12 protein-coding genes are annotated in these 25,637 nt (G+C 72.9%); 7 read left to right on the top strand and 5 right to left on the bottom strand.

From position 1 onward, the window contains the following. Nucleotides 1-25: 25 nt before the first annotated feature. Complete coding sequence (locus ABZ707_RS17865; protein ID WP_360175118.1) at nt 26-2,593, bottom strand: right-handed parallel beta-helix repeat-containing protein; 2,568 nt, start codon at nt 2,591-2,593, stop codon at nt 26-28. Nucleotides 2,594-2,634: 41 nt separating this feature from the next. Next, nucleotides 2,635-9,975: a hypothetical protein gene (locus tag ABZ707_RS17860; protein WP_360175115.1), complete on the bottom strand. Its 7,341-nt coding sequence runs from the start codon at nt 9,973-9,975 to the stop codon at nt 2,635-2,637. 185 nt (nt 9,976-10,160) lie between these two features. Between ABZ707_RS17860 and ABZ707_RS17855 the strand changes: the two genes are divergently transcribed. Both ABZ707_RS17855 and ABZ707_RS17850 read left to right on the top strand, forming a co-directional pair. Beyond that, the gene (locus ABZ707_RS17855) at nt 10,161-10,958 is read left to right on the top strand and encodes a hypothetical protein (protein ID WP_360175112.1); all 798 of its coding nucleotides are present in this window, start codon (nt 10,161-10,163) and stop codon (nt 10,956-10,958) included. A gap of 113 nt (nt 10,959-11,071) precedes the next feature. Further along, nucleotides 11,072-11,377: a hypothetical protein gene (locus tag ABZ707_RS17850; protein WP_319678970.1), complete on the top strand. Its 306-nt coding sequence runs from the start codon at nt 11,072-11,074 to the stop codon at nt 11,375-11,377. A gap of 83 nt (nt 11,378-11,460) precedes the next feature. Here the strand turns inward: ABZ707_RS17850 and ABZ707_RS17845 are convergent, their stop codons facing one another. From ABZ707_RS17845 to ABZ707_RS17835, 3 genes are all read right to left on the bottom strand, one after another. After that, nucleotides 11,461-15,981 carry an FtsK/SpoIIIE domain-containing protein gene (locus tag ABZ707_RS17845; RefSeq protein ID WP_360175109.1) on the bottom strand — a complete coding sequence of 1,507 codons (4,521 nt, stop codon included), beginning with the start codon at nt 15,979-15,981 and terminating at the stop codon, nt 11,461-11,463. A gap of 170 nt (nt 15,982-16,151) precedes the next feature. Further along, on the bottom strand, nt 16,152-17,372 hold the full coding sequence (locus tag ABZ707_RS17840) for a hypothetical protein (protein WP_360175106.1): 1,221 nt from the start codon (nt 17,370-17,372) through the stop codon (nt 16,152-16,154). After that, nucleotides 17,369-17,989, bottom strand: coding sequence for a sigma-70 family RNA polymerase sigma factor (locus ABZ707_RS17835; protein ID WP_360175103.1), 621 nt, complete (start codon nt 17,987-17,989; stop codon nt 17,369-17,371). Before ABZ707_RS17835 ends, ABZ707_RS17840 begins: the two co-directional genes overlap by 4 nt. Before the next feature lie 187 nt (nt 17,990-18,176). On the opposite strand from ABZ707_RS17835, the gene ABZ707_RS17830 reads away from it, so the two are divergent. The 5 genes from ABZ707_RS17830 (at nt 18,177) to ABZ707_RS17810 (ending at nt 25,507) form a co-directional block, all read left to right on the top strand. After that, nucleotides 18,177-19,205: a ricin-type beta-trefoil lectin domain protein gene (locus ABZ707_RS17830; RefSeq protein WP_360175100.1), complete on the top strand. Its 1,029-nt coding sequence runs from the start codon at nt 18,177-18,179 to the stop codon at nt 19,203-19,205. A 302-nt stretch (nt 19,206-19,507) separates the two neighbouring features. Further along, a complete protein-coding gene (locus ABZ707_RS17825) occupies nt 19,508-21,169 on the top strand; it encodes an NAD-dependent malic enzyme (RefSeq protein WP_360175097.1) in 1,662 nt (553 codons plus the stop codon). After that, a complete protein-coding gene (gene fumC / locus ABZ707_RS17820) occupies nt 21,166-22,623 on the top strand; it encodes a class II fumarate hydratase (protein WP_360175094.1) in 1,458 nt (485 codons plus the stop codon). Before ABZ707_RS17825 ends, fumC begins: the two co-directional genes overlap by 4 nt. Nucleotides 22,624-22,745: 122 nt before the next feature. Continuing rightward, on the top strand, nt 22,746-23,681 hold the full coding sequence (gene hemC / locus ABZ707_RS17815; RefSeq protein WP_360175091.1) for a hydroxymethylbilane synthase: 936 nt from the start codon (nt 22,746-22,748) through the stop codon (nt 23,679-23,681). 305 nt (nt 23,682-23,986) lie between these two features. Further along, nucleotides 23,987-25,507, top strand: a complete 1,521-nt coding sequence (locus ABZ707_RS17810; protein WP_360175088.1) for an aldehyde dehydrogenase family protein — start codon at nt 23,987-23,989, stop codon at nt 25,505-25,507. Nucleotides 25,508-25,637: the final 130 nt, after the last annotated feature.

Below are 25,637 nucleotides of genomic sequence, written 5' to 3'. Positions count from 1 at the left end.
CCGGAGGGCGGAACACACGGGGTCCTCAGGACCCGGATGCGGCCGGCGGCAGATCCTGCGCCTCCAGGCTCATCAGCTCCTCCGGCGTCGGCGCGCCCAGCATCGCCACCCGCTGCGCCTGGCGTTCCGTCATCTCCTGGAACATCTGCCGCGCCGAGCGCCCATTGCCGAAGCCCTCGCCACGCGGCACCCGCTCGAAGAGGCCCGTCAGCCCCTCCCGGGCGGACGCGGTCAGCTCGTACTGGTGCTCCTTCGCCTCGTACTCGAAGATCGAGACCAGCTCCGAGGCGTCGTAGTCCTCGAACACGAGAGTGCGCCCGAAGCGGGAGGCGAGCCCCGGGTTGGAGTTGACGAAACGGGTCATCTCGCCGGGGTAGCCGGCGGCGATGACCACCACGTCGTCCCGGTGGTCCTCCATCAGTTTGACCAGCGTGGTCACGGCCTCAAGACCGAAGTCATTGCCTCCGCCCAGCGGCGCCAGGGAGTACGCCTCGTCGATGAAGAGCACCCCGCCCAGGGCGCGGTTGAAGGCGGCGGCGGTCTTGGGGCCGGTGTGCCCCACGTACTCGCCCACCAGGGCCGTTCTGTCGACCTCCACCAGATGCCCGCGGCGCAGCAGGCCGAGGGCCTTGAGCAGCCTGCCGTACAGCCGGGCCACCGTCGTTTTTCCGGTGCCCGGATTGCCCGCGAAGACGAGATGCCGGCTGAGCGGCGGGGCCGGCAGGCCCGCCTCCTCCCGGCGGCGGACCGTCTGCATCAGTTTGACCAGTGAGCCCACATCGTGTTTGACGCGGTCGAGACCGACCAGTTCGTGCAGTTCGACCAGCAGGTCGTCAAGGTGCTCCTCGGGCGCGTCCGGCTCCTCCGCCGCCCCCGGCCCTCTGGTGGCCGTACGGGCGGCGGCAGCCCCCGCCGCCGGTGCGACGGCGGGCACGGGGGCCAGCGGGACACCGTCCGCCGTGCAGTCCTCCAGCACCGCGGCCGCGCCCTCGTCCTCGCCGAGCGCCTCGGCGCAGTCCCGGATCCGGCAGTGGCGGAACTCCGGGTCGGCCTTGGCGCCGATGTGCAGCGCCGGGAATCCGGAACCGACCACGTCCAGTGAGGTGAAGGCGCCTCCGGCGCCCTCGGCCAGAAAGACGCCGTTCTTGGCCGGCCGCTCGATCCGTACATGACTGAACGCGGGCCGGGCTCCCGTCCACACGACGACACCGGAACCGGCACAGTCCTCCACCGAGCCGCCGTTCACCGTGGCGTCCGCTCCCGCGTCCACCACGACCCCGGCCGCTCCCGCGCCGGTGATCCGGACGCCGGCGAGTACGGCCGCCGCGCCCTCCGCGAGCTGGACGCCGATGTCCGTCGTCCCGCTCACCGTGGAGTGCTCGACAGTGGTGCCGGCGGCCGAGCCCACGACGACCCCCGTGGCGGCGCCGGTGATCCGGCAGCCCGTCACCGTGGCGGCGGCCCGGTCGAGTACGGCCACCCCGGTCATGCCCACCCCGCCGATGGCGCAGTCGGCGAGTTCCGCCCGGGACGCGTCCGTGGCGTGGACGCCGTGCTCCGCGCCGTCGCGCACCAGACAGTCCGTCAGCCGTCCGGTCGCCGTGCCGGACAGATGGACGGCGCTGAAGGCACTGCGGTCGATGCGGCAGTCCGTCAGCGTCGCGCCGGCCGCGCCGGTGACCAGCAGTCCATTGGCCCCGGCATCGGCGACCGAACATCCCCGTGCGGTGAGGACGGCGTCCTCCTGGACCACGAGACCACTGGCCGACGCGTGCCGGATCCGGCAGTCGGACAGCTCGGCCCGCGCCGTACCGGTGAGATGGACACCGGCCGAACCCGGCGACTCGATCCGCAGCTCGTCCGCCGTCGCCCGGCAGGCGTCCTCCAGCAGCAGACCGGCCCGCCCCGCGTCCTGGAGCACGGAGTCGGCGAGGCGCAGCCGCGACCGGCCGCGCAGCCGGATGCCGGAGCCCGTCGAGCCCTCCAGCCGCATCCGTACGGCCTCCAGCCGGGCGGTGCCGGACAGGACGACACCGGTTCCCTCGACGGCGCGGACCAGGGTGTCCTCAAGCCGCGCCCTCACCCCGCCCGCCAGATGCAGTCCGGCGCCACGAGCGCCCTCCAGACGGCAGCGGCGCAGCAGCACGGCGGTCACTGCGACGCCGGCCGGCTCGTCGTGCTCTTCGTGCTCTTCGTGCTCTTCTTGCTCTTCGGCCGGTTCGCCGTCGGCGCCGCGCGCCTGCACCCGGCCGCTCACGACGGCGCAGTCCTCCAGGACCAGTCCCGCGCCCGCCGAGACGGTGACCACCGGCTCCGCCGGATCGGCGCCCCGTACGGTGACGCCCCGCACCGCGCAGTCCGGGCCCGTGGCGGTCAGGGCCGGACCCCCGCCGGGGGGAGCGGTGAGCGTCACGCTGCCGGGACCGCCCTCCGCCACCAGGACGACGGCACGGTCCAGCAGGACGGTCTCCGTATAGGTGCCGGGTGCGACCGCCACGAGATCGCCGGGCGCCGCCGCGCGGACGGCGTCGCCGATGCGGCGGAAGGTGCCCCGGCCGCCCTGTCCTCTGGGCGCCACCGTAAGACGGGTCATGGTCTGTTCCTCGCGGGTTCTGCGGATTGGGGCACGGATGCCTACGGGGCGGTGGTCCCGGGACCGGGGGACGGCGCGGGCGGCGGCACCTGGTACCAGGACGGGTTGATGCTCGCGCGGTACGCGGAGGTCAGGAAGACCGACTGGATGCTCTTCTCGAAGATCTTGAAGGGCAGTTGCAGCCAGAAGTCCGCGAAGCCCTGGCGGTGGAAGAGCCGGCCACCGGTGCTGAGCAGGGCGATGTTTTTCGCGAGACCGGTGGACACCGACGTGGTGAGGGAGGCCAGGGCATTGATACCGCCGTCGCCGACCGCGTCCCAGCCGGTGAGTTTGACCGTGTTGCCGTTCGCGTCGCTGACGCCCCACACCGCGGCGTTCATGGATCCGTTGACCCAGCCAGCGAGCACACTGGTGCCGACACCGAAGCCGAAGTCGTAGGTGCCGCCGCGCCAGCGTGTCGCGGTCTCGTTGCCGCCCCACTCGTTGGCCCAGGTCTTGTCGTGGTTCATGGGCCTGCGGTTCCAGTGCTTGCCGCCGTCCACATTGGCCAGACCGGCCCGTCCCGAGCCGAGATCGCGGAAGAGCGGCAGGCTGTTCTCGTGCACGAGCGTGCCGACGCCGGTCTTGATACCCGCCGACACGGCCGCGTTGGCGAACGACTTCAGGGCGTCCTTGCCCGTGAAGGGCTTGTTCTGCGCCGCCGCCACGATGCCGTTCACGGCCAGGTTGGCACCGAACTCCAGGATGAACTCCTGGCCGAACTCCAGCGCCGCCTTGCCCGCCACCGTCTGCCAGTACGGCTGGTACAGCGACTCACCCAACTGGGGTGTGCCGCTCCACGGCATGCGCTGGGCCTCGCGGACCCGGCGGCCCCAGCCCCGGACCTCGGTGAGCTGCCCCCGGAAGTCGTACTCGTTCCCGGTGAGCTGGAGGCGTCCGTCGCGGGTCTCGAAGACCAGCCCGCTGTCGGTGCGCTGCGCGACGAGCGAACCGTTCGCGTCGTAGGTGCGCCACTGGCCGCGCCACGCGTCGGTCTCCAGGAACGTCCCGTCGCTCAGCGCCTTGCGCTGACGGACGACCGAACCGTGGTCGAACTCCTTCCAGACGCCGTCCGCCGCCCGCGCGTTGGCGTCGGCCCGGAACTCGCGCACCCGCAGCGGACCGTTTCCGTGCGTCGGTACGGAACGGAGCACCGTACCGCCGCCGGGAGCGCCGTCCGGCCGCAGGATGTCCTGCCAGTGCCGGGCGCCGGGGGCCCAGTCGTCGCGCCAGGCGCCGTCCCGCCACCACTGCCGTACCTGCTGTCCGCCGCCGAAGTCGACGGCGTTGCCACCGCGTTGGTATTTCGCGCTCAGCCAGCGGTCGCCGTCCGCCCAGGCGTCGACATAGGAGCCGCCGTCGAGCATCCGCCGCTCGCGGACCAGATTCCCGGCCGCGTCGAAGTCACGGAAGGAGTCGTCCCAGGACAGGGCCGGGTTGTTGGAGCCGCGGAAGAATTCACGGCGTCCGGCGAAGGGACCCGGGCCCGCGGTGATGTCCGCGCCGTCGCCGTCCACCAGCTTCCAGGTCCACCTGTCGGAGTCGGGATGCCCGGAGCCCCGGACGAAACGGTCTCCCTGGCCGGCGGGAACGGCTGACCGGGACGGATGCTGGATACCCGTCAGGTTCCCGTGCGCGTCACGGGTCACCCACTCGCCGCGCTCGCGGGGCTGGTGGGCGAGCGGCGGGTCGCGGTATTCGCGCACCGAGCCGTCGAGCAGCCCCTCGCGGGCGACCGGCCACTGATCGGGCGGCGAGCCCTGCACGGCGATCCGGTCCTCCCAGAGCGTCCTGCCGCTGCCCGGCGTGTCCACCCGGTAGCCGCCGGGACGGCCGCCGGACTCGTGCCACGCCCTCGCCGCCGCGTCGGGATCGTGGGCGGGCCGGGGCGCGTGGTCGCCCACCTTGAGCGTGTTGCCGTTGTGCAGCTTGTTCGTGGACCGTACGAAGTCCCCCCGCGCGCCGATGTCGACGGCGCCGCCGTCCATACCGACATAGCGGGCGCCACCGGTGACCTGCGCGCCCGGGGCCTCCTTCGACCACAGGAACATCTGGAATCTGCTGTCGCCCGCGAGATGGGCATGACTGGGCGGCGTGTGTCCCACGTCCCGCATGAAGTGGTTGCGGAACAGGGCCGGCGGGCGCTGCTCGCCCAGGCGCTCGGTCCTGAGCTGGACGCCCGGTGCCAGGGTCTCGTTCCTGCCGCTCTCCTTGCCGTGCGGCGACTGGCGCTCCCACAGGTCGGACCGGTGCCAGCCGCCGTCCCGGGCCACCAGCCGGTGCTCCTCGAAGTGCCCCGCGTTCCCCGGGAGATGCGCGGACCCCCACTGGCGCTGTACGACCGCGCCGTCGGCGTCGGTGTCGGTCCAGCCGCCGCGCTCGTGGGTACGGCGCCCGCTGCCCAGCTCGTTGCCCGCGCCGTCGTAGCGGTGCCAGGTCCAGCCACCGTTGGGGTCCCTGACCCCGATCACATGTCCGGCGCCGTCGCCGTATTTCTGGAGGCCGTCGCGGTACTCACGGACCGCGCTCAGGCCGGACCTGCCCTCGCCGACACTCGTGTGCGGGGTGTCCCACCAGCCGGTGCCCGCGGTGTCGTAGTGCCGGTGTCCCCAGCCCCTGAGCTGCCCGTCGTCGCTCCACCGGGTCCAGACCGTACGGCGGTTGAAGTGGCCGAAGCCCACGGTGTCCGTGCGGCGGAAGGCGTCCAGCACATCACCGTCCGGCAGCACCCGCCGCTGGAACACCTCGACGCCCTTGCCGGTGGAACTGTCCAGCCGCAGCCAGCTCCCCTCGGGCCCGTAGGACGTGACCTTGCCGTGGTGGAAGGTGCCGTCGACCGCACGCTGCCCGGCCCTGGTCCGGTGCCAGGTGGCGTTCCCGCCGCCCTGCGGGAACTCCACGACGTACTGGAAGTCGGTCCGCCTGCCGTCCTGGATCACGTTGAGGCCCTGGCGTATCCGGCTGCCGTCCGCGCGGACCTCCAGGAACTCGCCCTGGCGGAGGCTGCCGTGACCGGCCCACTCGGTCCTGGTGCCGGCGCCGCCGGGCAGCGGCGTGACCTCGCGCAACAGCGCGCCGGAGGCCGGGTCGAAGACCTGCCGGCCCCCGCCGGGCAGGGCGACCTCGAAGCGTCCGCCGTCTCCCCGCGCGGCGGCCCGGCCGTCCGTCGGGTTGAAGGCGTCGTCGATCCAGCGCAGGCCGCCGTCCGTCCGGACGTCCAGATACCCGGCGGGGTTTCCGTCCCGTCCGGTGAGCGCGGTTCCCCGGCCGGTGTGTGCGCCGTCGGGGCCGTACAGCTGATAGCCGGGGCCGTCGGCGACGCGGAACCCGCCGGTGTCCGCGACGGCTCCGACCCGGCCGGGCAGCGGCCCGCCGGCGGCATCGGTGAGGCGGTGTCCGCCCGTCCCGGGACCGCCCGCCACGACATACGAGGTGCGGCCACCGGGCTCCGCGAGGGCGACGCCCCGCTCCACCTCGATTCCGCGGGCGTCGAAGCGGACGGACACACCGGTGGCGGGGTCGGTGACCCGGATCCCGCCGCCGTCGAGGAGATCCGGCCGGCTGCCGGGAAGCGGGGTGCCCCGGAGGTCGGTCACGACGCGCCCGCCGCCGCCCGCCGTGACGATCCGGTCGGCGGCCGCGAAGCCGCCGCCGGGACCGCGCAGCCGGATGCCGTCGCCCGTGTACACGCCTCCCGCGTCGAAGGCGACCGTACGGCCGGTGGCCGGGTCGCTGACGCGGAAGCCGCCGCCGTCCAGCACCTCGAAGTGCCGGCCGCCACCCTGGTGGAGGCGGTGCGCGCCGGGGAGGCTGTCGACGGCCATGCCGTGGTACGGGGCGCCGTCCCGCCCGTACAGAGGTGTGCGCTGGGCGAGTTGCCGGCCGTCGGCCGGGTCGAAGTCACGGTACGCGCCGTCCGGTCCGGTGAGCCGGATCCTGCCGTCGCGCACCTCGGCACCGGCGCCCGCGCCGGGGCCCTCGATCCGGGGAGGAGCGGGGGTGGCCCCCGGGCCGTCGGCGCCCAGCCGCAGTACGTCTCCCGTCGGCCGCCCGTCGAACCCGGTGAGCGGCACGGTCCTGCCGGCGGGAGGCGCGGGAGCGTCACCGCCGAGGCGGCGGGTGTCCGCCCGCCCCGCGAGCAGGCCGTCCACCTCGATGGCGCCGGGACCGCGGAGAGCCGGGTCGCGGGCCGGGAGGAGCGGCGCGTCGTCCAGCGCGTGCGTCACGCCGTCCGGGCCGGGGCCGCCGCTGCCCCGGGGGCCGTCGGGCCGTGGCGCGGTGGGCGCCGGGACCAGGGGACCGCGGTGCCCGTGCGGGAGCAGGGGATCCGGGAGGTCGTTCGGGGCCTGCATGCCGGCGACGAGACGCGGGTGTTCCAGCAGGCTCTGGGCGTAGACGGCGTTCATGCCCTGGTCGACACGGCGGGGCTCCACGCCGAGGTCGGTGAGCCTGCGGTAGGTGTCGGAGTAGTGCTGCCCGGCGCTCTCCAGGGCGTTCTGGAGCCGGATCTCATGGACCCCCGGTCCGTGCGAGGTCTCGCCGACCACGCCGCGCACCCTGTCCCGCGCCCGGCCGAGGTCGTGGCGGGCCTGGCTGAAGTCCCGCCACGCGTCGCGCCGGATGTCGCGCAGCGGGTCGTCGGCCGCGCCGAACAGCGCGTCGACCCGGTCGGAGTCCCTGGCCCAGAGCTGTTCGATCTGCGCGGGGGTGAGGCGGTGGGGCTGCCCGGGAGCACCGGTCGGCCCGGTCCCGCCGGGGAGGCCGGGACGGCCGTCGAGGGGGGCGGGCACGACGGGCGTGCCGGTCCCGCCGGGGACACCGGTGACTCCGGCCGGGGTGTCCGGCGGGAGCGGGGCGCCGGCCCTGGCGGGTACTCCGGCATGGGCCCTGCCCTTGCCCTTGTCGAGAGCGGACGGACCGTCGCCGGGCGTCACCACCGCGCCGTGCCCGCCCGGCGCTCCGGCCAGGGCGTGGTCCCCGCCGCCGGGAGCCCGTCCGGCCCGGCCCGAGTCCACCAGGTCGAAGGCGGAGCCGAGACGGTCGGTGGCGGCTCCGGCCGGGTGCGGGGGAGTGGCCTGGGCGGAAGAGAGGACGGGAGCAGGGGTGCTGGGCAGGGCGGGGCCCGGCGAGCGTACGAACTCGTCCAGGTGGAGCCGTACGTGATTGGCCGTCAGGGCGCTGGTGGTGCGGTCGGCGAGTGCGGCGCCGCCGCTCACCGTGACATCCGGGCGTGCCCGGCCGCCCGCGACAAGGTCGAGGGCCGAGAACCCGCCGCCGGCGGACGTCTGGACATGCGGTGCCTGGACCGCCGGGTGAGCGGTTCCCGGCACCGTCCCGCCGGGCGGCGGGGCCAGCAGATCGGCGGTGCCCACCGTGCCGGGCGGCGGGGCTCCGGCGCCGGTGAGTGCCGGGTGCGCGCCGGGCGGCGGCGCCTGCACCGCGGTCAGCGCGGTGTGCCCGATGCCGGCGGTCCCGCCCGGGGCCGGGGGCGTCAGGAGCTGCGGTGTCGCGGAGACGCCGGGCGGGGTGACCGCGGTGGCGGTGAGAGCGGTGTGTACGGGGACCGGCGTCGTCCCGGGCCGTGTCAGGGCCAGGAGATCGACGGTGACCGTCCCGGACGGCGGGGCCTGGACACCTGCCGCTCCGGCGTGCGCGGCGCCCGGCAGCAGCGTACCCGCGGCGCCGTGTCCCACGGCGGACGGGGCGCCCGCCGAGGCGGGCAGATAGAGACCGGACGGGTGCGCGATCTCGGGTGCGCCGCTCCCGCTGACGCCGAGCACGGCGTCCATCCGGCCCGCCGGGTTCGCCCAGCCACCGGTCCGCACCGCCCCGAGCTGGGCGGCGGGCATGTCCACCAGGGCGTCCAACTGGCGCGACGCGTGGAAGCCCAGTCCGGCGCGGTCACCGACCCCGGCGCCGAGCTGGCCCACCGGCCCCAGATGGAGCGCCGGAGGCTGAAGTGCCGTGTGGAGCGGCCCGTTCGCGGCCTCGAAGGGCCGCAGCCCCGACCACTGGCCGGCCCAGTCGCCGAGCCGTACCTGCGCCAGCTCGAAGCGCGGGAGGTCGACCAGGCCGTCCACCGCGCCGGTCGGGATCGGAGCGGCGCTGACGGCGCGGCCGGTCGCGCCCGTCAGGGCCGCGCCGTACCTGTACTGGCCCAGGACCCCGCGTTCGAAGAAGCCGATCTTCAGGGCCTTCGCCAGGCCGAACCGGCCGATCTCCCGCGCGTCCACCGGAAGCAGCAGGCGCAGCCATTTGCCGTCGCCGAGTTCGGCCCTGGCGAAGTTCCAGGTCGCGCCGAGCCCGGCCCGGCCGCCCTGCCACGCCATCACCGCACCCCTGCCCAGGGCTGGCGGCAGGGCGCGGACCAGGCCGGGAACGGCTTTGACGCCCTGGATGGCGATCAGGCCGCCGCGCTGGACGACCATCCCGGCGAGCTGGGGCATGTGCTGAACACCCCTCATCACCCACAGACCGCCCTGCCTGACCCAGCCGGTGCCCAGCACCAGAAGGTCCCGCATGCCCGGCAGGATCTGGGCGAAGCGGAAGCCGCCGCCGGTGAAGAGATTACGGAGCAGCACCAGGGCGCCGCGTCCGAAATTCGCCAGGCCCTGGGTGAACGCCTTGGTGCCCGCCTTGATGATCTGGAAGATCGGCAGGCCCTTCGTGGTCGGGGCGATCAGACCGAGCCCGGCCAGGAACAGGTCGAGGAAGGTCGCGTCACCACGCGCGAAGTCCACGACGGTCTTGATGAACAGCGTCAGATTGACACCGAGGGCCAGCAGCGCGATCGGGCCGCCGAGGATGAGCGCCGGGATGATCAGAATGATCGCGAGCCACTGGAAGGCCTCCCAGAAGACCTTGCACGCGGAGACGGGCAGCGAGATGTGAGAGACCGCGGAGATCCGCCCGGCCACGCTCCGGCCCTGTTCCGCCTGGCTCTCACCGGCTTCCCGGGCGGTCGTCGTGTACTGCTCCCGCGTGGGGTCGTCCTCCGCGAGCCCGCGCCCGGACGCGAGGGCGGAATCGGCCCGCTGCTGGTGCTCGGTGACCGTCGTGGCCCATTCGCGGAGCGCCCCGGCCGAGGTCTCGAACGCCCAGGCCACGTCCTCGACATGGCCGCGCAGCCGGTTGTCGACCTTGCCCCGCAGCGCGTCCGCCGCCTCGCCGACGAACACGCTGTCATTGGCGTTGCTCATCACCGCCTCGATGGCGACCCAGATGCGCCGCGCCGTTCCACCGAGCTCGGTGAACAGGTCGGCGAGCCGGGTGATCTGGTCGGGTTCGCCCGGTGTGGGGTCTCCCGAGAGGCCGATCGCGTTCCAGTCGGTCGGACGTGGCATGACGGCCTTCCCCTCCGTACCCCGTGTGCTCCCGAGAGACCACGTGGCAGTGCGGGCCGCGGTTCACGGCGCGGCCGGGTTTCCGCCGCGGGTGCCCTGAACAGCCCTGAACGGCCGTGAACCGGATCGCCGCCCCGCACGTGGTCCTGCCGACCGGGGTAGTGAAGGCGCCAGGGAGGCATACCGTGCCGGACAGGCTCAAGATCGACTACGACGTCCTGAACGACGCGAAGCGCGACATGCAGCGACTGGCCGGGGACATCGGCCCGATCCTCGACAGCAGCCTCTTCACCGAACTGGCCGTGGGCGACGACGCGGCCAGGATCCTGGGCAGCGTGGATGTCGCCGACGCCGTCTCGGGACTGCGCGCCGAGGCCAAGAACACGCTCAGCAGGGCCTACGACGGGCTCATGGAACTATCGAACGCCTTTGGCTCCGTCGGCGAGGCGTTCCTCTCCTTCGACTCCGAACTGGCCCAGGGCATGGGCATCACCGGGAGCAACCTGGGTCTCGGGAACTACTTCCGGCAGAAGGAGCAGTGGGACTACCGGCAGGCCCATCTCGACCAGTGTGTGCCGGGCCCCGACGGCTCGATGCCGGACTTCTGCTCCGCGACGGACCCGGGACCGACCCCGCCGCTCGACCAGACGATCACCACCGAACGCGGCAGCGTGCAGACGCATCTGACGCTCGACGAGAACAACCATGTGGTCAAGGAGGAGTCGACCGTCACCTACGACGGGAAGACGTACACCTCCACCACGACCTACAGCGACAACGGCAACAGCTATGTCACCGACACCGCGTACCCGGACGGCAGCACGGTCCGCTCGGAGACTCATCTCAACGCCGACGGCAGCGGCACCATGACGGTCACCAACAGCGACGGTGAACACACCGAGTACACCCGTGGCCCGCGTCCCGCCGACGGACAGAACCCGCCGGAATGGTCGGTGGTGGGCGGCGATCCCGACGGGGAGTGACCCGTCGGACGACGCCCTGCCCCGGGACTCCTGCCGCCGTGCCCCCGGCAGCCGAAGCCCCACACCGAAGTGAAACCTGACAACCGCACCTCACAAGAGAAGCGAAGGACGACATGGCCTACAACGGAATCAATCTCCAGTACGACAAGATCGAGGACGTCGCCGGCCTGCTGCTGGCCGCCCATGAGCAGATCGTGCCGATGCTGGTCAACCTCCACAACAGGGTCAACCTCCTGGTCGACGACGGCATGGTCTTCCAGCAGTCCAGCGAGGTCATCAGGACCACGTACAACAACTTCGACACCAGCCTCACCGCCGCCGTCAAGGGCATCAACGACTTCTCCGAGATGTTCAACGGCATCATGAAGAACGCGATCGACTTCGACGAGGGCATCAAGAACAGCCTGAACCAGGGCTGATCAGGGGGAGAGGGGGGCGGGACCGGCCGGTCCCGCCCCCCTCTCCCTTCTCTCCGTCCCGTCCGTCCGGCCGGGTCAGCGCGTCACTGCGCGGGGCGCAGCACCGTGAGCGGCACCTGTACGGCCATGGCCGCGCCGCCGGGACCCGCCGTCCAGGCCCGCCCCGGCTGGGTCATCGACCGGATGACGCTGGGCGACAGCCGCAGCCCCGTCAGATCGCCCTCGGCCAGGTTCTTCGGGGCCAGCAGCAGCCCCCGGCGTGCCCTCCTGGCGGCCGTCGTCCAGCCGCTCAGACCCGACTGGAGACCGTCCGCCGACGCCGCGAACACCAGGCCCAGGCCCTGGTCCCGGCCGGACAGGGCGATCTCCCGCAACACCTTGTCAGCGGCCGGCGTCATCAGCAGGTCGGCGTCGTCGATCAGGACGACCCGCGGGCCGGGCAGCGCGTCGAGCGCCTCCCGTACCGCCTCCGCCGACGGATCCGACTCGGTCAGCACCCGCGCCCGGGCGTGCCGTGCCAGCGCCCGCAGCGGCGACTCCCGTGGTGTCAGCACCACCAGCGAGGTGTCGCCCGCCAGCAGCGAGACCGCGAGCGCGGCCAGGGCGTTGCTGCGCCCAGAACCTGCGGGGCCGAGGACGGCGAAGACCGAGGAGGAGGCGGCGAGATCGACGCCCACCGGACCCGCGTCGTCCCCGCCCAGCCCCAGCAGCCCCCACATCGGGCGCCGGGATCCCTCGGGCACCTTGTCGTAGGCCTCCGCGAACTCCACCGACCGGGGCAGCGACTCCACCCGGAACGGCCGCAGTTCCCCGGCCACCCGGCTGTCCCGCTTGCGCGCCTCGCGGCCGATCGCCCGCAGCGCCTCGACCTGTTCGGTGCCCCCGCCCGGGGCGAGCAGCGCCACCTGGGTCTCGGTGCCGGTGAGCACATGCCAGCCGCGCCCGGCCGGTATCGCCGCCGGGATTCTGCCCAGTTTCAGGCCCGCCGCCTGGTAGTCGCTGCGGTCGCCCTGCCGCAGCAGCAGCTTGTGGTCGTTGTGCGCCGCCAGCCGTCCGCCGAGCAGTGCCCGCTCCGAGGTCGCGACGACATGGATGCCGGCCGCCGCGCCCTCGCGGATCAGCCGGGTCACCTCCTGCACGAGCTGTCCGTGGTCGTGGTCGTCGAGGACCCCGGCGAGGGCGTCCCAGCCGTCGATGAACAGCATGATGTGCGGCGGGCGTTCGGCCTTGGGCAGCAGCCGGCGCAGCTCGGTGATCCCGGTCGCGCTCCGCTCACCGGCCAGGTCCTGACGATGCGTCAGCTCGGAGGTGAGCCGGCGCAGCAGCCGGCCGAGCCGCTCGATGTCGTGCCGGGAGACCACACTGCCGCAGTGCGGGAGCGCGGTCAGCGCGGCCAGCCCGCCACCGCCCGCGTCGATCCCGTACATGTGCACGTCCGCGCAGCTCGCGACGCGCGCGGCGGAGCCGGCGAGGGTACGGAGCAACTGCGTACGGCCGGAGCGCGGCGCCCCGATCACATAGAGATGACCGAACGAGGAGAGGTCGGCGACGGCCAGCCGCCGCTGCTGAAACTCCGGCACGTCCTCCAGCGCGTACGGGATCAGCAGCGGGCGGTTCGCCGAGAGCGGCTCCAGGTCGTCGAGCAGCACTTCCTGGTCCAGCGGCGGCAGCCAGGGGCTGCTCTGCTCGGCGAAGTCCTCCAGGCCGTCCGCCGCCTCCCGGACGGCCATGACCAGGGCCTGGAGATCGGTGGGAGCGGGCGCGGACGGGGCCCCTGTGGTCACTTCGGCCGTCTCGGGCAGTGTCGCCGGCCGTCCGAGGGCCTCCCAGGAGAGTTCGGCCGACCGCACCTCGGCGCGCGCACCGGGCACGGCGGCGGTCTCCTCCGGCATGCGTGCCGGCCGCTCGGCGCCGACCCAGGCGGTCTGGAAGGGCTCGGCCAGGCGCGGCCCCCGTTTCACCACGGCCCGTCCCGGGGTGCGCGGTGAGATGTCGACGGCCTCCTTGGTGTCGACGACGTCGTGGCTCTCCGTCTGGTCGGTGACCCGCAGCGCGATCCGCAGATTGGTGTTGGCGCGGATGTCGCCGGTGACGACGCCCGCCGGGCGCTGGGTGGCGAGGATCAGATGGATGCCCAGCGACCGGCCGCGCTGCGCGATGCTGATCAGACCGGGCACGAAGTCCGGCACCTCGCGCACCAGTGTGGCGAACTCGTCGATCACCAGCAGCAGCCGGGGCAGCGGCGCCAGCGAGGGGTCGGCCGCGCGCTTGGCCCGGTACTCGACATGGTCCTTGGCGTCGGCCGAGGCCAGCACGCGCTCGCGCCGGCGCAGTTCGGCGCCCAGGGACGCCAGCGCCCGCTCCACCAGATGGGCGTCCAGGTCGGTCACCATGCCCAGGGTGTGCGGGAGTTCGGCACACTCCTTGAAGGCGCTGCCGCCCTTGTAGTCGATCAGCACGAAGGTCAGCTCGTCGGGCCGGTTCACAGCGGCGAGCGAGATGACGAACGTCTGGAGCAGTTCCGACTTGCCGGATCCGGTGGTGCCGGCGACCAGCCCGTGCGGGCCGTCCTGCACCAGGTCCAGTACGAGCGGCCCGTCGAAGCCGGTGCCGAGCACGAAGGACGTGGTGGCGGGCCGCCGCCGCCAGCTCTCCAGCAGGGCCCCGGCGTTGGGCGGTTCCTGGTCCAGCAGGTCCAGCAGCCGCACCCGCTGCGGCAGTCCGGCGTCGTGCTCCGGGCTGACGTCGCGTACCGGCGCCAGCGCGCGGGCGAGCTGTTCGCACCAGTCGGCCCGCACCTGGTCCGCGCGGACCGCCGGGATGTCGGGCATACCGGGACGCTTCACGGTGAGCAGTCCGCCGCCGGCGAGCACCACACCGGTGCACTCCTCGGGCAGCAGCCGCTCCTGGTCGTCCAGACACACGCTGAAGACACGAACGCCGGGTCCCTCGGTGAGGATCTGGACCATGCCCGGCACATCCCGCAGCCGCCGCGCGCCGTCGGCGATCACCAGGACGTCGGGGCCGGGTATCTCCGGCCGGCTCGCGTTGCCCATGGCACGGCGGCGGGACTGGATCTGTGAGACCAGCTCGGAGACCCGGGCGGTGGTCGACGCGCTGTCGTTCCCGAGCAGGACCGCGGGCGCGGCGGCGGGACCGTCCGTCCCGGCCGGGCGCAGATGGGGCAGCCAGCGGACCCAGTCCCAGCCGGCCGCCCGGTCCTGCTCGGTCAGGACGACGATCCGCAGGTCGCGCGGGCTGTGCAGGACAGCCGACTGGATCACCAGCCAGCGCGCCAGGCCCCGTACGTCCGGCCCCGCGCCGGCCACCCCGACCACGCCGTGCGCCGGTATGTCCACGCCGACCGGGACATCGGGGATGTTCCACCTGACCGTGCGGTGGTTCTCCTCCCTGGCCGGGTCCTCCAGTTCCTTCAGCGACGGCTGGTCGGCGGTGCCCAGCCGCAGGACCAGATGGTCCGGGTCGTGCCTGCGCCGCTCCCACAGCCGGCCGCCCGGGCCGGTGGCGGTCAGCGCCGCGGCGGCCGGGTCCGGGCCCGTGACATCCCTGATCCGCCGTTCCCGCGCGACCGCCTCCCGGATCTCCTTCTCCAGGGCGGTGCGCCGCTGGGTGTAGCGGCGTTCGGCCTCCTCGTGCAGCTTCCGCCCCGAGCGGCGTCCTGTCACCCAGTTGGACACCAGCATCAGCGGGCTGAAGAGGATGAAGACCAGGAAGTAGTACGAATTGAAGACCCACACCATGACGAGGCCGAGCACGATCGGCAGCACCATCATCAGCGCCGGGAACGGCCGCTTGGCAGAGGCGGACGGCGGCTGCGGCAGCCGTACCCGGTCACCGTCGAGGTGCGGTGCGATACGCGGCGGCCGGTTGTAGTCGAGACCGAAACCGTCGGCCGACTCCGTGACCGCCGCGTCCGGCTCGACGGGGGCGGTGAGCCGCAGCAGCGTGGGACCGACGGTCAGGTCCTCCCCGGCGGGCCACGGGGTGCCGCCCGGGCTCACCGCGGCGGAGGCGGTGGGGACCGGCTCGGGACGCGGGACCCGGCCGGCCGCGGTGACGGCGTCGTCCGGCGGGGGCTGCACGGTCCTGCCGCGCACCGCGTCGCCGGGCTCCCCGGCCGTACGGTGCCAGTACGCGGAACCGTCCGCGCGGACCGTCACCCACAGGCCGCGCTCCGGTACGCCGTCCACGGCCCCGTCCGGCACGGCGCCGGCCGGCCGGATCGCGCACAGCGGGTCGGAACCGATCTCGTAGCTTCCCTGCCCGAGCCGCCAGGTCCGTCCCGCACCCGGTCCCGACACCGCGTGCAGCTCGGCCAGGACCGGTTCCGCTCCGCCGGCCGGCAGCCGTACCAGGTCGGTCCCGGCGGCCGGGCCGCCGATCCCGAGCAGGGCCCCGCTGCGCAGACCGGCACCGGCCGCGGCGGTCGCCGGGTCGAGGCGGTCGGCGCCCCGGTAGAGCGTCCGTCCCGGCCCCGCCACGGCGTCGGCGATGTCGCCGACCGTGGCCTGCGGCGGCAGCCGCAGCAGATGATCGCGTCGAACGCCGTCCGCGCTGTCGACGGTGGTGATGGTGAGGTTCACGTCTCCCCTTGGTGCGCTGATCGTTGACGCCGCTTGCCCCGTGGCGGCGGACGGAGCGGTGTGCCGAGCCGTGTCGGCCGGCCCTTGTCGCGGGCGGGCGGGCGGTGGCGTGGCGGCCTCGGCCCTGTCGGCGTACCGGACCGCCGGACAGTCCCCGAGGCGCCGGTGGCTCAGGGTGCCGGCGCCGCGCCGGCCGCCGAGACCCCGGCGCCGCCGGACTCCACGGGTTCCGCCAGGTCGTCGTCGCCCGACGGCGCGGGCGCCGTCGCCCGGGACGGCGCTCCGGCCGGGGCGGCGCGCCGTCCGCCGGCGCCGGAGGTCCCCGCCGCGGCGGAGACGCCCGCCGCACCGGCCGGGGCGGCGTCCTCACCGAGTTCGTCCGGCACGTCCGGCGCCGTGTCATGGACGGCGGAAGCCGCACCGGCCGCCGGGAGAGCGGTGCCGCCCGGCGCGCCGCCCTCGCCGTCTGCCGGATACGGCGGCAGTCCGCGCAGGGCCCGTACCACCGCCCGCGCCAGCGGAAGGGAGTCTACGCGCAGCGAAGGCGCGGCTCCGTGTATCTCCAACAGCCCGTCAGAACCGGCCTCCAGCAGCCGCGCCCGGTCACGGCCCGCGCCGAGGCACAACAGCCGCAGTCCGTCCGGCAGCCGGCTCCCTGGCGGCTCGGCGCACACGGCGAACATGCCGCCGGGCGCGGCCAGCACATCGGCGGTCGTCCGTCCCGTGTGGTGCTGGTGCACCCCCGACGTGACCTCGACGGAGCCCGCCGGGAGGCGCGCGTCGAGCTGCGCCGCGAGCGACTGCACCACCGCGCGGGCCGTTCTGGGGACGCCGAAGACGGACACCGTGGCGGGGCCCGTGAGCAGGTCCAGGAATACGGCGTGCCGTCCGTCGGTCCCGGCGCAGCACAGCAGCGGCGCCCCGGTCTCCGGCTCGGCGTCCGGGCCGGGAGCCGCCAGGTCGGCACGGGTGATCCACCAGAGGCGGGGCTCCGCCTCGTCCGCCGCCCATGGATTAGGCAGTTCGGCCCGGCCGCTCTCCGCGACCCCCGCGACCAGCACGCCGACCCGGTCGGGCCCGAGCAGCGCCCCGTACGGCCGGAATCCGGGACGCAGCCCGGCAGCGCGACGTACGGCCCGCTCCGCGTCGGCCCAGCCGGACCGGTCCCTGAGCAGCCGGGTGAGCAGGCGCAACCGCCGCCGGTAGCGAAGCTGCGCCCGGACGGGCGCGGTGAACGCCTCGGCGGTGAGCCGCGCCTGGCGCCCGACGCGACGGCGCAGCACTCGCCAGCCGCCCTGCCGCCGGACCAGCCAGTGGGTCAGCGCGACCACCAGGATCAGGATCCCGGCGAGTCCGAGCCACTGGGTCAGCCCTCCACTCGGCGCGCTCATGCGGCGACCTCGCTTCCGGATCCGATCCTGCGTTCGGTCTCGGCCCCGACCGGGCTCCCGGAGAACTCCGCCAGCTTTGTCCGGAGCGCCCGTACGCCGTGGTGTGTACGGGATTTGACCGTGCCCCTCGGCACACCGAGCAGCCGGGCGACATCCGCGCCCGGCTGGCCGAGCAGATGGACGCGGGCGACTGCCTCCTGCTGAGGCGGGTCGAGGGTGCGCAGCGCGGCGACCAGCAGACACCGGTCACCGATCCGTTCGGCGTGGTCGGGCACATGCGCGGGGGCCGCCGAGGCGAAGTCCGCCGCCGAGATCCCCACCGGCACCGACCGGTCCTTGCGCCGTGTGTCGATCACAAGATTGCGGGCCACGCGGAACAGCCACATCCTGATGGGCCGTTCGTGCCAGTCCAGCCGTGCGGTGAGCTGCCAGGCGCGCAGCAGGGTCTCCTGGACGACGTCCTCGGCGCCATGGGCGTCCCGGCCCATCAGCCCCGCGACATAGTGCCGCAGGCTGTCCCGCTCGGCGAGAAGGAGAGCGAGGGCGCGGTCCGCGGCGGGCAGCGCGGTGGCCGCCGGCGGGACTTCGTCAACGCGGTCGCGGTCGATGCGGCTCACGGCCTCAGCCCCCGGATTCGATCGAGATGTGACGTACGGACGAGAGGAGGATAGGTGCCGGTCGTGTGTTGTGTTTCCGAGCGAACACCGCTCTCAACTGCGCATCCATGGCTTGATCATGACGAACCGGAAGCGTGTGGAGACCGTGTTAACCAACCGTTTTCCCAATGTGCGTGGAGCGGCACCGGTGACGACGGAGATCCTCGGGGCACCACCCGCTTCGTCCGATCAGATCCTTCTGGAGCCCGACGTGCCGTCCTTGCCCCACACACCGAACTCCGGACGGTCCGGCGACCCGGAAACGGCGCCTTTCGCCGAGACCTTCGCCCGGCGTCCCACCGTCCCGCGGCGCGGTCTGCTGCCGGGCACACGGGTGTGGGCCACGACGGCCGCGGCGGCCGCCCTGACCGGTGCCGGCGCCATGACACTGCCGCTGCTCGCGAGCATCGACCTGACTTCGGATCAGGCGGAGCCGAGCAGCGCGGTGGCCGTCGCGACACCGGACGGCCGGGCCACCGTCACCGTCTCGCCGGCCCCGTCCGGGAAGCCGGACGGCCCGGCCGCACCGGGCCGGGAGCGGGACTCGGCGCCCGCGCCCTGGGCAGGCGGACCGTTCGTCCCGGTGGCTCCGGGCGGCCGGGCGCCGGCGCCCGGCGGCGCGGTGGCCGAGGAGAGCCCGCACACCGCGACGAACTCCCCGGCCGGGGACCAGGGACAGCAGCAGACGCGGTCCCCGGCGTCCGGCGGCTCCGGCGGAGGCGCCAAGTCCGCGCAGGACGCGCCGGCGAACCAGACGCGGGACCAGCCCGCCGGCACCACCGTTCCCGGAGTGCTGCTGGTGGGCGCCGCTTCCGGCCGCTGTATCGATGTCACTGACTCCCAGAACGGCAAGGGCAGATCAGGGACCAGGCTGCAGATCTGGACCTGTTCCCCGCAGGACAACCAGAAGTGGTCCTTCCAGTCCGACGGCACCGTGCGTTCCCTCGGGATGTGCATGAATGTGGCGGGCGGCTCCACGCAGAGCGGCGCCGCCATCCAGCTCGCCACCTGCAACGGCGGCCCCGGGCAGCAGTTCTATCTGGCCGCGGCCGGTGATCTGGTGAACCGTGCGGCCGACAAGTGTGTCGACGTCCTCGACAAGGGCACCGCGAGCGGAACCAAACTGCAGCTCTGGACCTGCAAGGGGTCGTCCAACCAGAAGTGGCGCACGGCCTGACCGGCCGCTGTGCCGTGGGCCGGCGGCGCGTGGCAGGCGCGGCGATCAGCACCGCGCCGTGAAGTCACGTCAGGTGTTTGGACGGTGACGGACGGCGTTCACCCGCCGCGCCGCCGTCGACGGCGGCGCCGTGGTGCGAGCCTTTCCGCCCGTCCCCCGGCCGGCGGTGCGCGGCGGGCCCTCCTTCCCGCGAGTGCGATGTCCCTTCCCCCTGCCTAGACTTACTGGTGAGGTACGGCCGAGTGATCCAGTGAGGCGCCCGCGTACCGGGGGACGGACGCGCCTACTCCAGTGGAGATGCCATGGGCGAGAACCCACGCCGGCAGGACGTTCTGGACAATCCCGCGCTCGATCACGGAGTGGCGTTCACCCGGGAGCAGCGCCGGAAGCTGGGGATCACCGGGCGGCTGCCCCCGGCGGTCCTCAGTCTCGACCAGCAGACCGAGCGCGCCTACCGCCAGTTGGAGGAGCAGCCCGGCAATCTGGCCAAGAACATCTACCTGGAGCAGCTCCACGATCACAACGAGACCCTGTACTACAAGGTCCTGCTCGACCATCTCAGCGAGCTGCTGCCGGTGGTCTACGACCCGACGGTGGGCGAGGCCATCGAACAGTACAGCCACGAGTACCGCCGTCCGCGCGGTGTGTATCTCTCCGTCGACCACCCCGAGGACGTCGAGGCGTCGTTCACGGGGCTCGGTCTGGGCGCGGACGACGTCGACCTGATCGTGGTGACGGACGCCGAGGAGATCCTCGGAATCGGGGACTGGGGTGTGGGCGGCATCGAGATCGCGGTGGGCAAACTCGCCGTCTACACCGCCGCCGCGGGGGTGGATCCCTCCCGGACGATTCCGGTGTCACTCGATGTCGGTACCGACAACGAGGCTCTGCTCAATGACCCGCTCTACCTCGGCAACCGGCACTCCCGGCGGCGCGGAGACGAGTACGACGCCTTCATCAAGACCTCCTTGGAGACGGCCTCCCGGCTGTTTCCCCGGGCGCTGCTGCACTTCGAGGACTTCGGACCGGGCAATGCCCGCCGGATCCTGGAGCAGTACGGGGGACGTCTGCGCGTCTTCAACGACGACCTCCAGGGCACCGGCGCCATCAGCATCGCGGGCGTCTTCTCGGCGCTGCGCGTCACGGGCGTACCGATGCGGGAGCAGCGCCTGGTGGTCTTCGGAGCCGGTACCGCCGGAGTGGGCATCGCCGACCAGCTCCGGGACGCGATGGTGCGCGACGGCGCCACCCGGGAAGAGGCCACCGGCCGGGTGTGGCTCGTCGACAAACAGGGCCTGCTCACCGACGACATGACCGGACTGCGCGATTTCCAGCAGCCGTACGCCCGTAAGGCGTCGGAGGTCTCCGGCTGGGCTCCCGACCGCCGTGCGGACATCACACTGCTGGACACCGTGTCCCATGCCCGCCCGACCATCCTGATCGGTACGTCCACCGTGCACGGCGCCTTCACCCGCGAGATCGTCGAGGCGATGGCCGCGTCGGCCGAACGCCCGGTCGTCTTCCCGCTGTCCAATCCGGACTCACGCATCGAGGCGATGCCGGCCGATGTGATCGCCTGGTCGCACGGCAAGGCGCTGGTGACCACCGGCATCCCCGTCGACCCCGTCGAGTACGGGGGCGTGACCCATATCATCGGCCAGGCCAACAACGCGCTGCTCTATCCGGGGCTGGGCCTGGGCACCATCGTCTCCCGGGCCCGCAAGGTCACCGACGGCATGCTGCTGGCGGCGGCCGAAGCGGTCGCGGGACAGGTCGACGTGAGCGAGCCGGGGGCCTCGCTGCTGCCGCCCGTCGCCGACCTGCGGGCCTCCTCGGCCGCGGTGGCGGTCGCGGTGGTCCGGGCCGCGATGGCCGACTCGGTGGCCGAGGAGCCGGTCGACGACCCGGTGCAGGCCGTGCTGGACGCGATGTGGCAGCCGGTCTATCCGGACGGAGAGACATGACGGCCGCCGGGGACGGCGCGGCCGGCACGGAGCATCCGCCGCGGATCCTTGATGTGCCCATCGGGCTGACGGCGACCGGGCGGCGCCGCGAGACCGACTCCATGGGCGCGATCGAGGTGCCCGCCGACCGCTATTGGGGAGCCCAGACCCAGCGGTCACTCATCCACTTCTCCATCGGCGACGACCGGATGCCGTCCGCCGTCTACCACGCGTACGGCTATGTCAAGAAGGCCGCCGCGGTCGTGAACGGCCGGGCGGGACGGCTGCCCGGCTGGAAGGCGGGACTGATCGCCCGCGTCGCCGACGAGGTCATCTCGGGAGAACTCGACGAGCACTTCCCCCTCTACGTGTGGCAGACCGGCTCCGGCACACAGTCGAACATGAACACCAACGAGGTGATCGGCAACCGGGCCGTCCAACTGGTCGGCGGTGAACTCGGTTCCAAGACCCCGGTCCACCCCAATGACCACGTCAATATGGGCCAGTCCTCCAACGACACCTTCCCCACGGCGATGCACATCGCGGCGGTGCGGGAGATCGGCGGCCGGCTTGTGCCGCACGTGGAGCGGCTCCGCGCCGCGATCGACACCAAGGCCCGGTCCTGGCACGACGTCGTCAAGATCGGTCGCACCCACCTGGAGGACGCCGTACCACTGACGGTCGGTCAGGAGTGGTCCGGATACGCACAGCAGCTCGGCGACGCCCTCGACCGGGTCAGGGCCACCCTGCCCGGACTCCATGAACTGGCCGTGGGCGGCACCGCCGTCGGCACGGGCATCAACGCCCCGGACGGCTTCGGCGCGGCCGTGGCCGCGGAGATCGCGGAGCTGACGGGACAGCCGTTCCGCACGGCGCCCAACAAGTTCGCCGCACAGGGCGGTCTCGACGCCATGGTCGCCGCCTCGGCGGGGCTGCGCGGGCTGGCCGTATCACTGATGAAGATCGCCAACGACATCCGGTGGCTCGCGTCGGGACCTCGCTGCGGGATCGGTGAACTGACTCTCCCGGCGAACGAGCCGGGCAGCTCGATCATGCCCGGCAAGGTCAACCCGACGCAGTGTGAGGCCATGGTGATGGTGTGCGTCCAGGTGCTCTCGGAGGACTCGGCGATCGCCTTCGCCGGCTCCCAGGGAAATTTCGAGCTCAACGCGATGCGCCCGATCATCATCGGCAACTTCCTGCACTCGGCACGGATCCTCGGCGACGCCTGTGTCAAGCTGCGCGAATACTGCGTCGAGGGAGCCGGGCTCGACCGGGACCGGATCGCCGACTATGTCGGCCGCTCCCTGATGCTTGTCACCGCGCTCTCTCCGGTGCTCGGCTACGACCGGGCCTCCGCCATCGCGCACAAGGCGGACAGGGAGGGCACCACACTGCGCGAGGCGGCTCTGGCCAGCGGCTATATCGACGCCGAGCGTTTCGACCGCGTGGTGCGGCCGGAGGACATGGTCTGAGCTCGGTCTTTCACCTGTGCGGCGTGGACGCGGGGTCGGGCCTCCCCGGCGCTCGTCGTACCGCCGGGACGGCCTCAGGGCTGGTCGTCAGGGCGCTGATCCGACGGGCTATCGTGGACCGCATGCCCGCCCCAGAACTCATTCGTATCGTCTCCCGCGACTCGCCCATGGCCCTGGCCCAGGTGGAGCGCGTCCGCGCCGAACTGGCCGCGCTCCACCCCGGCACCGCGACCGAGGTCGTCCCGGTCAAGACCACCGGCGACAAGTGGATGGGCGACCTCTCGCAGGTCGAGGGCAAGGGGGCCTTCACCAAGGAGGTCGACGCCGCGCTCCTGGCGGGCGAGGCGGACCTCGCGGTGCACTGCGTCAAGGACGTGCCCGCGGACCGCCCGCTGCCCGCCGGCACGACGTTCGCGGCGTTCCTCAAGCGTGACGACATCCGTGACGCCCTGGTCCACCCCGGGGGCCTCACGCTCGACGAACTCCCGGCCGGGAGCAGGATCGGCACCTCCTCGGTACGCCGCGTCGCGCAGCTCGCCGCGTCCCACCCGCACCTCGAATGCGTGCCGTTCCGCGGCAACGCCAACCGCCGGCTGGAGAAACTCGCCGCGGGTGAGGCCGACGCCATCCTCCTGGCCGTCGCCGGTCTTGAGCGCATCGGCCGGGCCGACGTGATCACCGAGATCCTCTCGCCCGAGACGATGTGCCCACCGATCGGCGCGGGAGTCCTCGCCCTGCAGTGCCGCGAGGACGACACCACGCTCATCGATGTCGTCAGCGAGCTCGGAGACCCGGACACCTACCGCGAGACGACCGCGGAACGGATGTTCCTTCATGTCCTCCAGGGCCACTGCAACTCACCCATCGCCGGCTACGCCAAGGCCCGGCGCAACGGTGACCTCTCGCTGCGGGCCTGCGTCTTCACCCCGGACGGCAAGACCGTACTCAACGCCCACGAGTGGGCCGGCCTGCTCAGCCCCGCCGACCTCGGCGCCTCCGTCGCCCTCGCGCTGCTGCGCCAGGGCGCCCGCGAGCTGATCGACACCATCGCGCACTGAGAGCGGCCCGTGCGTCCCGGCGGCGCCTTCGGAGCGTCGCCGGGACGGCACACGGGAACGCCGCTGTGCGGCGCGGTGGCATAGCCTGGGGTAGAAGCGGCCGGATCAGGCAAGACGGCCGCGCCCCCAGGCGCCGTCCTCGGGTCCGCGTCCCTCGTGCCGTCCGGGCACCGACGTAACCGTCCATGGCGTCGCCGATACACGGCGGCCCTCAGCCGGCCCCCCCGCCAGCGTGCCCGTACGGGTCAGGGGCTTCGGCGCCGGACACACCGGAGAGGACCTGCCGGCCGGAGAGGACTTGACCCATGAACGCCGCATCGATCAGCGAGTCCGTCCGCCAGGACAGCCCATCGGGGCCGGGCGCCGTCCCGGACGTCCGCGAGATCGTCGACCGGCACTGGCGGATGCTGATCGGCGGAGAACTGAAGGACGCCGCCTCGGCCGGGACACTCGACGTGGTGAACCCGGCCGACGAGACGGTCGTCACCCGCATCCCCCTGGGCGGCCCGTCCGACGTGGACGACGCCGTGGCCGCGGCGTCCCGGGCGGCCCCGGACTGGGCGGCCACATCGGTCACCGACCGGGCCCAGGTACTGAGGGATCTCGCCGACGCGATCGAGACCCACGGCGAGGAACTGGCCTGGATCGACACGGTCGACAACGGCAGCCCGATCGCCGTGATGCGCGACGACTTCCGCATCGCCGTACAGCAGTTGCGGTACTTCGCCGGCCTCGCGCTGCACCTGCGAGGAGAGACCATTCCGACGGCCGGGCGGAACTCCGCCGACTTCACACTGCGCGATCCGTTCGGTGTGGTCGGACGGATCGTGGCCTTCAACCACCCGCTGATGTTCGCCGCCGCGCGTATCGCCGCCCCCTTGCTCGCCGGCAACACGGTGGTCCTGAAACCGGCCGAGGCGACCTCCGTGTCGGCGCTGCGCCTCGGCGAGCTGGCCGCCGGTGTCGTGCCCGCCGGTGTGCTGAACATCGTCAGCGGTCTCGGCGGCGTGGTGGGTGAGCGCCTGGTGACCCACCCGGACGTGCCGCGCATCGCCCTGACCGGCTCCGAGCCGGTCGCCCGCAGGATTCAGGCCCAGGCCGCCGACGTCGCGGTCAAGACGGTCACCCTGGAACTCGGCGGCAAGAACCCGCTGATCGTCTTCCCCGACGCCGATCTGGAGGACGCGGTCGAAGGCGCGGTGAGAGGGATGAACTTCACCTGGCAGGGGCAGTCCTGCGGGTCGACCTCACGGCTGCTGATCCACCGTTCCGTCTACGACCAGGTGGTCACGGAAGTGGGCAGACGCCTGGACCGGATGCGGGTCGGCGACCCGACACGGCCGGACACCGACATGGGACCGCTGGCCTCCGAGAACCAGTACCGCAAGGTGACCGGCTACATCACGGCGGGCCTGTCCGATCCCGCGCTGGAACTCGTCGCGGGCGGCCAGATCCCGGACGGGCCGGGATACTACGTACGGCCCACGCTGTTCTCCGCTCCCTCGGGCGCCACCGGCCCGCTGTTCACGGAGGAGATCTTCGGCCCGGTACTCGTCGCGTCGCCGTTCGACAGTTACGACGAGGCCATCGCGGAGGCGAACGCCCTGCCCGTCGGACTGACGGCCAGCGTCTGGACGAAGGAACTGCGGACCGCCATGGCGGCGGCACGCGATCTGCGGACCGGCTATCTCTGGATCAACTGGAGCGCCGCCCATGTCCCCGGCACGCCGTTCGGCGGCGTGGCCAATTCGGGCATCGGCCGGGAGGAAGGCATCGAGGAACTGCAGGAGTACACCCAGACCAAGAACGTGTATCTCCGATTCTGACCCCCGCGGGAGACGTGCCGGGCCGGGGTTCCGTCTCCGTGCCGCCCGCCGGAACGGAGCCAACGGTCTTCTGACCGTCCGTTGGCGTTCCCCTCCGCGTTCACGCGCGTTGCCGCCCCGCTCATACGTT

Source organism: Streptomyces sp. NPDC006923, from assembly GCF_040635655.1.
Lineage (GTDB): Bacteria > Actinomycetota > Actinomycetes > Streptomycetales > Streptomycetaceae > Streptomyces.
This window is presented reverse-complemented; position numbering and strand designations above follow the sequence as displayed.